The sequence below is a fragment of the Chelativorans alearensis genome, from assembly GCF_010993735.1.
Taxonomy (GTDB): Bacteria; Pseudomonadota; Alphaproteobacteria; order Rhizobiales; family Rhizobiaceae; genus Chelativorans; species Chelativorans alearense.
Genome location: NZ_WQNI01000005.1, coordinates 2,501 through 16,173, shown reverse-complemented (window position 1 = coordinate 16,173; position 13,673 = coordinate 2,501). Strand labels below are relative to the sequence as shown.

Sequence of the window (13,673 nt, the reverse complement as noted above, 5' to 3'; positions counted from 1 at the left end):
GTGAGCCGCATGTCCGATCTTGCGATTGACACCGTGCATCGATGATGGTTATGTGCAAACGATTGCACCAGCCACACAGTGCTGGGAAAAGACATCAGCGGCACGCATCACCGGTGACGGCCATACCTCAATGAACGCCGAACCGGGAGGAGGAGGCGATGAACGAACATATCCTGCAACCGCGTGAGATCGATGTGGGAGCTGCGCTGAGAGAGGCGCTGGCGCCCAACTGGCGCTGGGACCGGGCGATCCCCGCTCCCGGCCATATGAGCGTCGACTTCGAGGTGCGCGTCGACCACCGCCGCATGCATGCCTATCGGCTGGCCAGGGCGCGTCAGGCGTTGAAGAATTCAAAGTGCGGCGCGCTGCTGCTCTTCGACGTCAACAATATCCGCTACGTGACCTCCACCAAGATCGGCGAATGGGAGCGCGACAAGCTGTGCCGCTTCGCTCTGCTCGCCGGCGACAATGAACCGGTGCTGTGGGATTTCGGCTCGGCCGCGGTGCATCACCGGCTCTATTGCGACTGGATGCCTGAAAGCCACTTCCGCGCCGGCATGCTGGGCATGCGCGGCACGGTGCCGCCCGCGGTGGGGCTGATGAAGGCACATGCGGAGGAGATCGCGGACCTCCTGCGCCAGGCCGGCGTGGCGGATTTGCCCGTCGGTGTGGATATCACTGAGACGGCGATGCTCTTCGAGCTGCAGAGAGCGGGGCTCGACGTCGTCGACGGCCAGCAGGTCATGCTGGACGCGCGCGAGATCAAGAACATCGATGAGATCGTGCTCTTGAACCAAGCCGCCGCGATGGTGGACGGCGTCTATCATATGATCTGGGAGGAGCTGAAGCCGGGCGTGCGCGAGAACGACATCGTGGCTGCGGCCAACAAGATGCTCTACGAGATGGGCTCGGACGACGTTGAGGCGATCAACGCGATCGCCGGCGAGCGCTGCAATCCGCATCCGCACAATTTCACCGACCGGCTGATCCGCCCCGGCGACCAGGCCTTCTTCGACATCCTGCAGTCGTACCAGGGCTACCGCACCTGCTACTACCGCACCTTCAATGTCGGCCGTGCGACGCCGGTGCAGCGGGATGCCTATGTGAAGTGCCGGGAGTGGCTGGACGCGGCGATCGCGCTCATCAGGCCGGGTGTTTCCACCGACACCGTGGCGAATGTCTGGCCGAAGGCGGAGGAATTCGGCTTCCCCTCCGAGATGGCTGCATTCGGATTGCAGTTCGGCCACGGGCTTGGGCTGGCGCTGCACGAGCGGCCCATCATCTCCCGCCTCGTCTCGCTGGACAACCCGATGGAGATCAAGACCGGCATGGTCTTCGCGCTGGAGACCTACTGCCCGGCCACCGACGGCTATTCGGCGGCGCGCATCGAGGAGGAGGTGGTGGTGACCGATACGGGGTGCGAGGTGATCTCCCGCTTCCCCGCCGAGGAACTGCCCATCGCCAACCGCTACTGAAGCCGGACGGCCTGCTTTGAAGAACGAGGAGAGCGCCCGATGAATGTGCGCCAGAAGCCAGGCGCGGCCGCCCGCGTCAACGACGATATCGCGCCCGAGACGCGGCTCGATCTTTACCGGCGCCAGGTGGAGATCCGCGATTTCGAGAAGCGGGCCTACGACCTGTTCCTGCAGAACCTCGTCAAGGGGACGAGCCACCTGTCGCTCGGCCAGGAGGCGATTGCGGCGGGGTTCGCGGTGGCCATGAAGGAAGGGGACAAGTCGTTCTGCACCTATCGCGGACATGCGCACACACTGGCGCGTGGCGTCGACATGGAGGCGGTGCTGGGCGAGCTCATGCAGCGCGACAACGGGCTGATGCGCGGCAAGGGCGGGTCGATGCACCTGACCTCCGTCGACCACGGCGTGATGGGCTCCTACGCCATCATCGGCGCGCATCTGCCGATTGCCTGTGGAGCGGCGTGGCGGGCGCAGTATCTCGGCCATGACGATGTGTCGGTCTGCTTCTTCGGTGATGGGACGACCAATATCGGTGCCTTTCACGAGGCGCTGAACTTCGCCGCCGTCTGGAAGCTGCCGGTGGTCTTTTGCTGCGAGAACAACCTCTACATGGAATACACGCCCATCGGCGAGGTGACGGCGGTGGAGAATCCGGCCGCCGACCGCGCCTCCGCCTACGGGCTTGAAAGCATCCTGGTCGACGGCAACGACGCGGACGCGGTCTATCGCGCGGCTGAGGCCGCCTTTGCCAGGGCACGGGCCGGCGAGGGGCCGTCGCTGATCGAGTGCAAGACCTACCGCCACTCAGGCCATTCGCGCGCCGACCCCGGCAAATATCGGCCGGAAGGGGAGCTGGAGAAATGGCTGGAGCGGGATCCGGTGAAAGTCTACCGGGCGCGGCTTTCCGAGTTCGGCTTTTCCGAAAAAGAGATCGCCGCCATCGAGCGGGAGAGCAAGGCGAAGGTGGACGCCGCGACGGAGGCCTGCAAGGCCGCACCGCCGCCGCCGGATGAGATTCTTGCGACCGACGTTTATGCCGACGGGGGCTGGGCATGGCGGAACTGACCTATCGAGAAGCGGTGGCGCGCGGCATCGCGCAGGAGCTGGAGCGGGACGAACGGGTCGTCTTCCTGGGCGAGGACGTCGCCAAGGCCGGCGGGGTGTTCAAGGCGACGGTGGGGCTTTACGAGCAGTTCGGGCCGAAACGCGTGCGCGATACGCCGATCTCCGAGCAGGCGATCCTGGGCGCGGCCATGGGGGCGGCGATGACGGGGCTGCGGCCGATTGCGGAGATCATGTTCTCCGACTTCCTTGCCGTGTGCTTCGACTATATCGCCAACGAGTTCCCGAAGTCCCGCTACATGTCGAATGGCCAGCTCCAGTGTCCGCTGGTGGTGCGGACCGGCAATGGCGCAGGCTCGCGCTTCGGCGCGCAGCACTCCCAGTCCGTCGAGAACTGGGCGATGATGATCCCGGGGCTGAAGGTGGTCGCGCCTTCTTCGCCAGTGGACGTGATCGGGCTTCTGGCGGCGGCGGTGCGCGATCCCGATCCGGTGATCTTCTTCGAGCACAAGTCGCTCTACGGCTCGAAGGGGGAGGTGCCGGACGGGGAGATCCTCGACCGGCTCGGCACGGCGAAGGTGGTGCGTGCGGGCAGCAATGCCACCATCCTGGCGCTGGCGCTGATGGTGCCGCGCGCGCTTGAGGCTGCCGAAAGGCTGAAGGCCGAGCATGGCATCGATGCCGAGGTGATCGACGTGCGCTCGCTCGTGCCGCTCGACACACGGACCATTCTTTCTTCGGTGGCGAAGACGGGGCGGCTCTTCACCGTCGAGGAGAACCCGCGTCTGTGCGGGTGGGGGGCGGAGATCGCCTCCATCGTGGCCGACGAGGCGTTCTACGATCTCGACGGCCCGGTGGTGCGCATCACGACGCCGCATATCCCGCTGCCGGCGGCCGACAATCTGGAAGACATCGTCCTGCCGACGCCCGAGCGCATCGCCGAGCGCGTGCGCCGGGCAATGGCGTGAGGACGGAGGAGGTTCACGATGAAGCATGAAATCCCCTCCAGCCTCGCGAGCGGGCTCTACATCGGCGGCCAATGGCGCGAGGCTTCCGACGGGGGCACCTTTCCGGTCTACGATCCCGCACGGGAAGAAAAGATTGCCGATGTCGCCAACGGCACGGTGGAGGACGCGATCGCGGCGGTCGAGGCGGCCAGTGCGGCCTTTGCCGGATGGGCGGCGAGGAAGCCGCGCGAGCGTGCGGAAATCCTGCGCCGGGCCTTCGACATACTGACCCGCGAGAAGGGGCGTTTCGCCCGGCTGATGACGCTCGAGAACGGCAAGTCGCTCGCCGATTCCCTGGGCGAGATGGCCTATGCGGCGGAGTTCTTCCGCTGGTACGCGGAAGAAGCGGTGCGCAACATCGGTCAGGTGATGCATGCGCCGGCCTCCGGCGCGCGCATCCTGGCGCATCACAAGCCGGCGGGCGTGGCGCTTCTCATCACGCCGTGGAACTTCCCGGCTGCCATGGGCACGCGGAAGATCGGGCCGGCGCTGGCGGCGGGATGCACCGTCGTCATCAAGCCGGCCTCGGAAACGCCGCTCACCATGCTGGCGCTGATGGAGGTGCTGGAGGAGGCGGGGGTGCCGGCGGGTGTCGTCAACGCGCTTCCCTCGCGCGCTTCGGGCGCCGTGGCCGATGCCATGCTGCACGACCCGCGGGTGCGGGTGGTCTCGTTCACCGGTTCGACGGCGGTCGGCCGCACGCTTTTGAAGAGCGCTGCCGACAATATCGTCAAGCCGGCGATGGAGCTGGGGGGCAACGCGCCCTTCATCGTCTGCGCCGATGGGGATATCGACGCGGCGGTTGAGGGGGCGCTCGTCGCCAAGATGCGCAATATGGGCGAGGCCTGCACGGCGGCGAACCGCTTCTACGTGCATGACAGCGTGCACGATGAATTCGCCGAGAAGCTTGCCGCACGCATGGGCGCCATGAGGATGGGCCACGGGCTGGAAGGCGCTGAGGTGGGCGCGCTGGTCAATGCCGATACGCGCGACAAGGTGGCCGGTTTCGTGGAGGACGCGGTCGCCAGGGGTGCCCGCGCGCTCTGCGGAGGCAGGCGGCACGAGGGCAGGGGCTTCTTCTATCCGCCGACGGTGCTTGTCGACGTTCCCGATACGGCGAAGCTCTTGTGCGACGAGATCTTCGGTCCGGTGGCCGCCCTCCAGCGTTTTTCCGACGAGGATGAGGTGGTGCGTAAGGCCAACGACACCGAATACGGCCTCGTCGCCTACATCTATACGCGCGACCAGAAGCGCGGGCTCGGCCTCGCCGAACGGCTCGAATTCGGGATGATCGGGCTTAATCGCGGCCTCGTCTCCGATGCGGCCGCGCCCTTCGGCGGTGTCAAGCAGTCCGGCCTCGGACGCGAGGGCGGGCACGAGGGGCTGATGGAATTCCTGGAGACGCAATATGTCTCCGCGGAATGGTGAGGTGAAGTGATGGACGTCGTCATGCCGCAACTCGGCGAGACCGTGAGCGAGGGCACCATCAGCACCTGGTTCAAGGCCGAGGGCGATGTGGTCTGCGAAGGCGATGTGCTGTTCGAGATCGAGACCGACAAGGTGTCGATGGAGGTGCAGGCCGTGGGCGCCGGTGTTCTTGAGAAGATCCATGTCGGTGCGGGCGCGACAGCGCCCGTGGGCGCCGTGGTGGCGGTCATCGCCGGCGAAAAAGAGCCGGCGGGCAAGGGGGACGCGACCGCCGCCACGGCAGACCCGCGGGCGGCGGAGACCAAGCCTGCCGAGGCGCCCGCCCCGGCATCGGAGCCGGCGGCAAGGATGAACGGGCATAGCGGGCCCGATCCCTTCTTCGAGGTGCGCACGCCGGAGCGCAATTACGGCAAGGCCGAGGCCGCGAACGGGGTGAAGATAACGCCGCTCGCCCGCCGGCTGATCGCCGAGGCCGGGCTCGATGCCGTGATGCTGGCCGAGGAGGCGGCAAGGCAGGGCAGGCGCCGCGTCGTCAAGGCGGATGTGGAGGCGGCGCGCGTGCCCGTGCCGGCAAGGCCAGTCGAGACACGGGAGCCGAAGCCTGAGCCGGGGCAAGCCGAGACCGGCCCGGATATCGATGTCGTCCCGCTCAACCGTATCCGCAAGCGCTCGGCGGAGCATCTGGCGGATGCCTGGCGTGCCGTTCCGCATGTGGTGCAGGCGGTCGAGGCGGATTTCACGCGGCTCGACCGGGTGCGCGGCAGGGCCAATGAGGCGAACGCGGAGCGCTGGGGCTTTCGGCTCTCCTATCTGCCCTTCATCGCGCGTGCGACCTGCCTTGCCATCCGCGACTATCCTCAGGTGAATGCGCGGCTCGACGGCGACCGCCTGCTGGTCGCCCGGCGCGTTCATCTCGGCATCGCGGTCGATCTCGACCATGACGGACTTGTGGTGCCGGTCGTCAGGGGCGCCGACGACTTGACGCTGGTGGGTCTTGGCCGGGCGATCAACGAGGCGGTGGCGCGGGCGCGGGCAGGGAGGCTGACCGCCGACGACCTTTTCGGGGCCACCTATTCGCTCTCCAATTCCGGCACGTTCGGCACGCTGTTCACGGCGCCGATCATCAACGCGCCGCAGGTGGCGATCCTTTCCACCGACGGCGTGAAGAAGAAGCCGGTGGTCGTATCGGACGAGGACGGCGACCGCATCGGCGTCGGCCTGATCGGCATCCTGGCGCAATCCTTCGACCACCGTGCCTTCGACGGCGCCTATTCGGCAGCCTTCCTCGGGCGCTTGCGCGCAATCATCGAAACCCGCGACTGGTCCCAGGAAATATGACCGGCGCGCATGCAGGAACGATCCCGACATGAAGACTTTGACGGAGGGTCTATGACAATGCAGGAAAACAAACACAGGCTGGGCTGGATCGGTCTCGGCCGCATGGGCTTTCCGATGGCCGAGCGCCTGGTGAAGCGCGGCTACGAGGTCCATGTCTGGAACCGCACAAGGGCCAAGGCCGAGCCGCTGGCCGAGAAGGGCGCCCGGCTCGTCGACCGTCCCGCCGATCTTGCGGACGTCGATATCCTGTTCACCATGGTCTCGACGGGGGACGATCTGGATCAGGTCTATTTCGGCGAGAACGGCGTGATCGACGGTGCAGCACGCCCGGTGCCGCGCATCCTCGTCGACTGCTCCTCCATCGGCGTGGACCAGTCGGAGGAAATCCGCGCACGCGTCGATAAGGCGGGCGCGGCGTTCCTGGTGGCACCCGTGTCCGGCAACGGCAAGTGCGTCAAGGCGGGCAAGCTCAGCCAGGTGGTCTCGGGCGACCGGGACGTCTTCGAGACGGTGCGGCCTTATCTGGAGACGATTGCCGGCAACGGTGTGGCCTATGTGGGCGAGGGGGAACTGGCACGCATCTGCAAGATCGCCCACAATGTGCTGCTCGGCGTTGTCACGCAGAACCTCGCCGAGATCACGATCCTGGCGGAGAAAGCCGGCGTGCCGCGCCATGCCTTTCTGGAGTTCATCAACAACTCGGTGATGGGCTCGATCTTCACCCGCTACAAGACGCCGGCGCTGGTCAATCTCGACTGGACGACGACCTTCACGCCGGAGCTTTTGCGGAAGGATCTGGATCTCGGTCTGAAGGCCGGGCGCGAGATGGGCGTGGCGATGCCGGTGACGGCGACGACGCGGGAGGCGCTGCAGAGCCATTTCGGGGCTGCGATGTTGCAGGAGGACCCGGAGGCCTATCTGCAGAAGGATTTCGCGGCGCTGATCGAGACGGTGGCGCTGGCTTCGGGGCATAAGCTTGTGAGCGAGGACAAGCCGGTGAAGACGGGGCTGGAGGTGGAGGAGTAGGTTTTCCATCGGGGATAAGATCGCCCTTGGCTGTTGGCGCGCGCATCATCCTCGCCACGCCCGGTTTTCACCGTCTGGCCATTGACCCTTCGACTGTGCGACAAGCTCACAGCTCAGGGTGGGAAGCGGGGCGCGTCTTCGGCACCGCACGAGGCGCTTTGGGGGCACCTCAAATTAGGCGCGTCCAACGCGCCCCGCCGGAGTCTGTCCCGACGGTCGGCCGGTCACTCGGGCCTTTCTCCTTCCCGGCCGCACCCAATTGGGGGTGAGCCGGGCCGAACAAAAGCCCTTGCGGCTTCTCCGCAATGCCGGCAACGCAGGCTGTCACCCAGCGCTCCCGGCACCGCCGGCCTGTCGCGGGCCCTCTTGCCTGTGGGCACCGGCAGCCCGCAGGGAGAGGTCTCCGCCGCCCTCCCCGTGTCCCCGGTCCGGACCAAGGTTCCCGTGAGGGCGATGGGGTGGATTTTAAGGGTGAGCTGGGGAGGGGGGATAGATTCCCGCGAAAAAAGTTTGCAGGTTGTTTGGTATCAATGGGTTGGCGGCTTCCGACCGCAGATTTTATCCCCGTTTGGAGGCTGGCGCCATTTCCCCCTCACCGACCCGCTTCGCGGCCCACCTCTCCCCCATTTTGATGGGGGAGAGGAGTGGCGCTCGGCATTGCGGCCTAAGCCCTCTCCTTCTTGAGCTTCGCCAGATGCGGGTATTTCTCCGTCAGAAGCGCGCCATGGTAGAAGGTGGGGCGGAAGGCCGGGTGGGCGCGGATCGCGTCGAGCCAGCGCTGGATCGAGGGGCGGTCCTGCCACATCGTGTTGAGGTCGATGTCGTCCATGCGGACGATCACCGGCATGACGGCGATGTCGGGGAGGGTGAGGGGTTCGCCCATCAGGAAGGGACCGCCGGAGGCGGCGATGGTTTCGTCCATGCGCTGGACCGCGCGGGCGAGGCGGTCGAGGGCGGCGGTCATCTCCTTTTCCGGAAAGCCGGTGCGGCCCATGGCGAGCAGGAACTCCTTGCGCAGGGGCTTCGATTCGGCGAGCGCCAGGAACTCCTCTTCGCTCATGGCCTTAAAGTGCGGCAGGAAGGCGAGGTTGTAGGAGGGGACGCGGATCGCCGGGGTCGGCACCTCGTCGATATAGCGCATCAGGGAGCGCATGCGGGCGATGCCGTAGAGGGAGGAGGGGCGGAAGGGGGCGGGCTCGGGATAGAGCTCGTCCAGATATTCCATGATGACAGCGGAATCGGTGACCGGGCGGCCGTCATGCACCAGCGCTGGGACGACGCCGTTGGGATTGATCGCCAGATAGTCGGGCTTTAGCTGGTCGCCGGCGAAGAGGTCGAGCCTGATCTCCTCGAAGGGGAGGCCCTTGGCGTTGAGCACGAAGCGCACGCGCTGGCTGCAGGTCGATTGCGGGGCGTTGTAGAGGATGAACTCGGCCATTGGCGTACCTTTGTTTGCCGCATTTGTGCGGGCGCCAAGTGTTCCCACTTGGCTACAAAATGCTTCAGTCCCAGTCGAGAACGCGCGGCAGGCGGCGCTTCCTGGCAAGGGTGCCGACGATGCCGGCGGGGAAGAATTTCAGCGCCAGCACCATGACGAGGCCGGTGATCAGGAGGTTGATCTCGCTGGCGCCGAAGAAGGTTACGGATAGCTCGTTGAAGGCGATGAGCACGACGGCGCCGACGATGGGGCCGGCCACCGTGCCCTTGCCGCCGAGGATGCACATCAGCACCATGTTGGCGGCGACGAGGATGATCAGAAAGATGTTGGGCCGGAGATACGTGATGTACTCGCCCCAGATGGCGCCGGCCATGCCGACGAAGAAGGCGGAAATGGCGAAGGCCAGCACCTTGTAGAAACGCGTGTCGATGCCGGCGCTCTCGGCCTTCACCTCGTCCTGGCTGATGGCGCGCAGGCCGAGGCCGAACTTGGAATGCTTGATGCGGTAGGAGGCCCAGACGGTGAGCGCGCAGACGACCATCATGCCGTAATAGTAGGGCAGCTTGGCCCATTGGGCGGGGATGTCCATCTGCGGCAGGGTCACGCCGTTGGAGCCGCCGACGAACTGCCAGTGATCGAACAGGATGCGGGCGACCATGAGGAGCGCGATGGAGGAGATGATGAAGGTGGGGCCGCGCATCTTGAGCGTGATGAGGCCGACGGCGAAGCCGACGACGGCGGCCGTAAGGCCGGCGAGGGGGGCGGTGATGAGCGAGGTGATGCCGAAATAGGCGAGGATCATGCCGGAGACGTAGCCGCCGATGCAGAAGAAGACGTTGTGGCCGAGCGAGATGTAGCCGGTGTAGCCGCCGAGGATGTTCCAGCTCGAGGCCATGGCCGCATACATCATCGCGTAGAGCACGAGATGGAGCGTGTAGTTGTGGCCGCCGGTGATCTGCAGCGCGGGCAGGAGTACCAGCAGTGTCAGGAGGGCGAGCGGGAACCAGGTGGCGCGCTCGCGCCGGCCGGCGGAGGCGAGGGTGGCGTTATAATCCTTGCGCGCTTGCAGAACGTCGCTGACGCCGAGCTCGGTTGCCATTCTCAAGCCTCTTCTTGTCTGTCGCCCAGAAGCCCCTGCGGTCTCACCAGCAGGATCACGAAGAGGGCGAGGAAAAAGGTCATGGTCGACCAGGTGGAGCCGAAATAGGTGCCGACGAAGGCGGCTATGACGGAAAGCAGGAAGGCGCTGAGGATCGCGCCCATGAGCTTGCCCATGCCGCCGAGCACGACCAGCGACATGAGGATGGCGATCCACTCCCAGTGCTTGGCTGGAAAGAATGAGAAGAGGAAGCTGACCAGCGCGCCGGCCGCCCCCGCAAGCGCGATGCCGATGCCGAAGGTGATCAGCGAGACGCGCCCGACATTGACGCCCATGAGCTGGGCGGCAGCCCGGTTCTGCGTGGTGGCGCGGATCGCCGTGCCGAAGCGCGAGAAATTGAGGAAGGCGAGGAGGGCGCCAATGACCAGAAGCGATATGGCGCCGGCATAGGCTTGGCCCTTGGGGATGAAGACGGTGCCGAAGATGAAGGCGTCCGTGGCATAGGCGGGCGTGGTCACGCGCTGGGTATTGGAAAAGAGGGCGCCGAGCAGGCCGTCGGCGCACAGCGCCACTGCGAAGGTGAGCAGCACCGTCATCTCGGAGTATTTCGCGCTTGCCGCCTCCTTTTCGAAGACGAGCTTGTAGAGCACGACGCCGATGACGAAGAGGACGCTTGCCGCGATGGGCATGGCCAGGATCGGGTCGAGGCCGTAGAGCCGGAAGAGCCAGTAGGCGACGAAGGCGCCGGCGATGATCATGATGGGATGCGCCAGGTTGACGATGCGCATGACGCCGAAGATGAGGGTGAGGCCGGAGGCCATCAGCGCGTAGACGCCGCCGAGCGCGAGGCCGAGGATGAGAACCTGGAGCGTGGATGCGAGCATTGGTGTTCGGTCTCCCTCAGGCGGCGGCCTTGCCGAGATAGAGTTCGCGCACGCGCGGATCTTTCAGGATGTCCCGCGCCGGCCCGCTGAAGAGCGTGCGGCCGAGGTCGAGCACGGTGCCCCGGTCGGCGTTCTTCAACCCCACGACGGCGTTCTGCTCGACCAGGAGGACGGTCATGCCGGAATCGCGGAGTTGGCGCATGATGTCGAACATCTGCTGGACGATCATGGGCGCGAGCCCCAGCGAGGGCTCGTCGAGCATGACGATCTTCGGCCGCACGATGAGCGTGCGCGCCATGGCAAGCATCTGCTGCTGGCCGCCGGACATGGTGCCCGCGTGCTGGCTCGCGCGCTCGCTGAGGATGGGGAAGCGGTGAAGCACGTCATCGATGCGCCGTTTCAGTTCCCTCTCGTCGCGGATGGTGTAGCCGCCCATGCGCAGGTTCTCGCGCACGGACATCCGGGGAAAAAGCGCACGCTCCTGCGGCACGAAGGCGATGCCTTTTTGCAGGATCTGGTCGGGCCTCAGCCTGTCGATACGCTCGCCCATGAGGCGGATTTCGCCGGAGCGGATGGGCAGAAGCCCCGTGATCGCCTTCATCAGCGTCGACTTGCCGGCGCCGTTGGGGCCGATGATGCACTGGATCTCGCCCGGTGAAACGTGGAGATCGGCGCCGTTGAGAATGGCCGGGCCGGAGCCGTAGCCGGCGACGACGTTCCTGACTTCCAGAAGCTCAGGCATGGGCAGGCTCCGCATTGGCGCCGCCGAGATAGGCTTCGAGCACCTTGGGGTCGGACTGGACCGCCTTCGGCGGGCCTTCGGCGATGATCTCGCCATGGGCCATCACCACCACCTTGTCGGACAGGCTCATGACCAGCTCCATATTGTGCTCGACGATGAGCACGGTGAGCCCACGCCTGTTGAGCGCGCGGATGTGCTCGACGATCTCGGCAAGCAGGCTCGGATTGACGCCGCCGGCGGGCTCGTCGAGCAGGATGATCTTGGGGTCGGACATTAGAAGCGCGCCGAAATCCATCAGCTTCTTCTGCCCGTAGGAGAGGTTGCGCGTCTCCTCGTATGCCAGCCGCGTGATGTTGAGGAAGGCGAGGATTTCCTCGGCCTTCTGCAGCTCCTCCTTCGTGATCGCCGGCTCAAAGAGCGCGCGCCAGCCATGGACCTTGGACTGGACGACGAGGTTTTCGAGAACGGTCAGGTCCTCCAGGTTGCGGGTGATCTGGAAGGTGCGCGAGAGGCCCCTGCGGGTCACCTGATGGGGCTTCAAGTGGTCGATGCGCTCGCCGTCGAGAAGGATTTCGCCGGCTGTCGGGGCCATTGTGCGGCTGATGCAGTTGAAGGCGGTTGTCTTGCCGGCACCGTTGGGGCCGATGAGGGCGGTGATCTTTCCGGTCTCGGCGGTGAACGAGCAATTGTCGACGGCCTTGATGCCGCCGAAATGCTTGGCCAGTGCGCGCACTTCGAGCATGCAGCGCCTCCTCCCTTCAGCCTCTGTTTTCCCGTTTTGGCAGCGAATGGGCGGGACCGCCAGAGCGGCCCCGCCCCCGTGACCGATCACCACTCGGGCTTCGGGAACTGGAGTTCGGCCACGCCTTCGAACTCGTTGGTCGGGTAGATGAAACGGAGTTCGCCGTCCTGCCACTGCGCCATCAGGAAGGTACGGTCCTTGGGCAGGCCCCGCTCGTCCCAGGAGAAGGGGCCGAGGACGGTGCGGACCGGCTCTTCGGGCGTGCGCGCGTGCAGCCACTCCGACAGTTTCTGATTGTCGGTGGACTCGGTGCCGCGGATCGCCTGCTCGACGCCCTGGCAGAGCGCGAAGGGGATCGCCGAGTCCTCGTCGGGCGTGTAGTTGTAGGCATCTTCGAAGGCGGCGATGAAGTCCTGGTTGGAGAACGGCTCGCCGGCGAGCTCTCCCTTGAAGGGTACCGCCGGGTGCCACGAGGTGTGGACGATGACGCCTTCGGAGGCCTCGCCCATGCCCTCTAGGAACTCGGCCTGGGTGCCCTGGCTGAGATAGAGAACGCCCGGATTGACCTTGAGCGTCTGCAGGGCGCGGGAAAGCTGCACCGCCTCCTCGGCCGAGGCCGTAAGGCCGATGACGAGATCGGGATTGGCCTGCTTGATCGAGTTGGCAAGGTTCAGCCAGTCGGAGAAGCCCTCCTCCGGCCAGCGCTCTTCCATAACCACTTCGATGTCGAGCTCGGCGAGGTAGCCGGGCGCGAGATCGGCGATGACGCCTTTGCCCGGCTCCTCCACCTTGCCGCCGAGGAAGCCCGCGGCGATGCCGTTGGCGAAAAAGTCGTCGGCGTGGACGAGGGCGGCTGTCTTCGGGCGGCCTGCTTCATCGACCAGGTCGCGCAGAACGCCGCGCAGGCCCGTGCCGACCAGCTCCGCGGCGTTCTGCTGGAAGTAGAAGGCGTGCTTCAGACCCTGCTCCCAGATGCGCAGGGCGCCGCCGGCGGGAACCGGATGGACCATTCCGTAACGCTCCACCACCGAGGAGACCGGGAAGGTGAGCTTGGAGGAGAAGGTGCCGAAGACGATGTCGGCATCCTCGACATTGATCAGGCGCTCGTACTGGTTGATGGCGGTCTCGGTGTCGGAGCGATTGTCGCTGATGATCAGCTCGACCTTGCGGCCGAGAACACCGCCGGCCTGGTTGATCAAGTCGACGCAGAGTTGATAGCCCTGCTCATGCTTCTCGCCGCTGACGGAAAAGTTTCCGGTGAGCGGCAGCGAGGCGCCGACGCGGATCGGCTCTGCATCCTGAGCGTAGGCCGGCTGAACCAACGCGGTGGCGCCTGCCAAGGCGCCGACAACGAAGGCCGCGGACAGTTGCAACGGCAATAGACGCCCGGCCGCCGTCCTTTCGGCGTTCGGCGCTTCTTGTGCTCTCTTCA

The 13,673-nt window shown here is 65.7% G+C and carries 12 protein-coding genes (1 of these 12 cut by a window edge); 6 read left to right on the top strand and 6 right to left on the bottom strand.

All coding sequences use genetic code 11. From position 1 onward, the window contains the following. Positions 1–158 precede the first annotated feature (158 nt). Genes GPJ75_RS08480 through GPJ75_RS08455 form a run of 6 tightly spaced genes read left to right on the top strand, consistent with a single transcriptional unit; the run spans position 159 to position 7,336 of the window. Positions 159–1,475 carry a M24 family metallopeptidase gene (locus GPJ75_RS08480; RefSeq protein ID WP_163267102.1) on the top strand — a complete coding sequence of 439 codons (1,317 nt, stop codon included), beginning with the start codon at positions 159–161 and terminating at the stop codon, positions 1,473–1,475. 39 nt (positions 1,476–1,514) lie between these two features. Further along, on the top strand, positions 1,515–2,540 hold the full coding sequence (locus GPJ75_RS08475) for a thiamine pyrophosphate-dependent dehydrogenase E1 component subunit alpha (protein WP_163267100.1): 1,026 nt from the start codon (positions 1,515–1,517) through the stop codon (positions 2,538–2,540). Then, entirely contained in the window at positions 2,528–3,505 is a 978-nt protein-coding gene (locus GPJ75_RS08470) for an alpha-ketoacid dehydrogenase subunit beta (RefSeq protein ID WP_163267098.1), read from the top strand. Before GPJ75_RS08475 ends, GPJ75_RS08470 begins: the two co-directional genes overlap by 13 nt. Positions 3,506–3,523: 18 nt before the next feature. Continuing rightward, entirely contained in the window at positions 3,524–4,972 is a 1,449-nt protein-coding gene (locus GPJ75_RS08465) for an NAD-dependent succinate-semialdehyde dehydrogenase (protein ID WP_163267096.1), read from the top strand. Positions 4,973–4,981: 9 nt separating this feature from the next. Further along, positions 4,982–6,310: a dihydrolipoamide acetyltransferase family protein gene (locus GPJ75_RS08460; protein WP_163267094.1), complete on the top strand. Its 1,329-nt coding sequence runs from the start codon at positions 4,982–4,984 to the stop codon at positions 6,308–6,310. A 9-nt stretch (positions 6,311–6,319) separates the two neighbouring features. Beyond that, positions 6,320–7,336: an NAD(P)-dependent oxidoreductase gene (locus tag GPJ75_RS08455; protein ID WP_163267092.1), complete on the top strand. Its 1,017-nt coding sequence runs from the start codon at positions 6,320–6,322 to the stop codon at positions 7,334–7,336. 664 nt (positions 7,337–8,000) lie between these two features. Here GPJ75_RS08455 and GPJ75_RS08450 read toward each other — a convergent pair. The 6 genes from GPJ75_RS08450 to GPJ75_RS08425 form a co-directional block, all read right to left on the bottom strand. Further along, positions 8,001–8,774 carry a glutathione S-transferase family protein gene (locus GPJ75_RS08450; RefSeq protein ID WP_163267090.1) on the bottom strand — a complete coding sequence of 258 codons (774 nt, stop codon included), beginning with the start codon at positions 8,772–8,774 and terminating at the stop codon, positions 8,001–8,003. Between the two features lie 64 nt (positions 8,775–8,838). Continuing rightward, entirely contained in the window at positions 8,839–9,873 is a 1,035-nt protein-coding gene (locus tag GPJ75_RS08445) for a branched-chain amino acid ABC transporter permease (RefSeq protein ID WP_163267088.1), read from the bottom strand. 2 nt (positions 9,874–9,875) lie between these two features. Next, positions 9,876–10,757: a branched-chain amino acid ABC transporter permease gene (locus GPJ75_RS08440; protein ID WP_163267086.1), complete on the bottom strand. Its 882-nt coding sequence runs from the start codon at positions 10,755–10,757 to the stop codon at positions 9,876–9,878. A gap of 16 nt (positions 10,758–10,773) precedes the next feature. Next, entirely contained in the window at positions 10,774–11,499 is a 726-nt protein-coding gene (locus GPJ75_RS08435) for an ABC transporter ATP-binding protein (RefSeq protein WP_163267084.1), read from the bottom strand. Further along, the gene (locus GPJ75_RS08430; protein ID WP_163267082.1) at positions 11,492–12,241 is read right to left on the bottom strand and encodes an ABC transporter ATP-binding protein; all 750 of its coding nucleotides are present in this window, start codon (positions 12,239–12,241) and stop codon (positions 11,492–11,494) included. Before GPJ75_RS08430 ends, GPJ75_RS08435 begins: the two co-directional genes overlap by 8 nt. Positions 12,242–12,327: 86 nt before the next feature. After that, positions 12,328–13,673, bottom strand: partial view of an amino acid ABC transporter substrate-binding protein gene (locus tag GPJ75_RS08425; RefSeq protein ID WP_163267080.1) — the 3' portion only. 1 nt of this gene lie beyond the right edge of the window; only the last 1,346 of its 1,347 coding nucleotides appear in the window; only part of the start codon is in view: it crosses the right edge, with 2 bases visible at positions 13,672–13,673; its stop codon occupies positions 12,328–12,330.

Bases quoted from the DNA above. Each gene is read 5' to 3' on its own strand.
- GPJ75_RS08440 (WP_163267086.1), bottom strand. From the start codon at position 10,757: ATGCTCGCATCCACGCTCCAGGTTCTCATCCTCGGCCTCGCGCTCGGC.
- GPJ75_RS08460 (WP_163267094.1), top strand. From the start codon at position 4,982: ATGGACGTCGTCATGCCGCAACTCGGCGAGACCGTGAGCGAGGGCACC.
- GPJ75_RS08435 (WP_163267084.1), bottom strand. From the start codon at position 11,499: ATGCCTGAGCTTCTGGAAGTCAGGAACGTCGTCGCCGGCTACGGCTCC.
- GPJ75_RS08455 (WP_163267092.1), top strand. From the start codon at position 6,320: ATGCAGGAACGATCCCGACATGAAGACTTTGACGGAGGGTCTATGACA.
- GPJ75_RS08480 (WP_163267102.1), top strand. From the start codon at position 159: ATGAACGAACATATCCTGCAACCGCGTGAGATCGATGTGGGAGCTGCG.
- GPJ75_RS08470 (WP_163267098.1), top strand. From the start codon at position 2,528: ATGGCGGAACTGACCTATCGAGAAGCGGTGGCGCGCGGCATCGCGCAG.
- GPJ75_RS08475 (WP_163267100.1), top strand. From the start codon at position 1,515: ATGAATGTGCGCCAGAAGCCAGGCGCGGCCGCCCGCGTCAACGACGAT.
- GPJ75_RS08430 (WP_163267082.1), bottom strand. From the start codon at position 12,241: ATGCTCGAAGTGCGCGCACTGGCCAAGCATTTCGGCGGCATCAAGGCC.
- GPJ75_RS08465 (WP_163267096.1), top strand. From the start codon at position 3,524: ATGAAGCATGAAATCCCCTCCAGCCTCGCGAGCGGGCTCTACATCGGC.
- GPJ75_RS08450 (WP_163267090.1), bottom strand. From the start codon at position 8,774: ATGGCCGAGTTCATCCTCTACAACGCCCCGCAATCGACCTGCAGCCAG.
- GPJ75_RS08445 (WP_163267088.1), bottom strand. From the start codon at position 9,873: ATGGCAACCGAGCTCGGCGTCAGCGACGTTCTGCAAGCGCGCAAGGAT.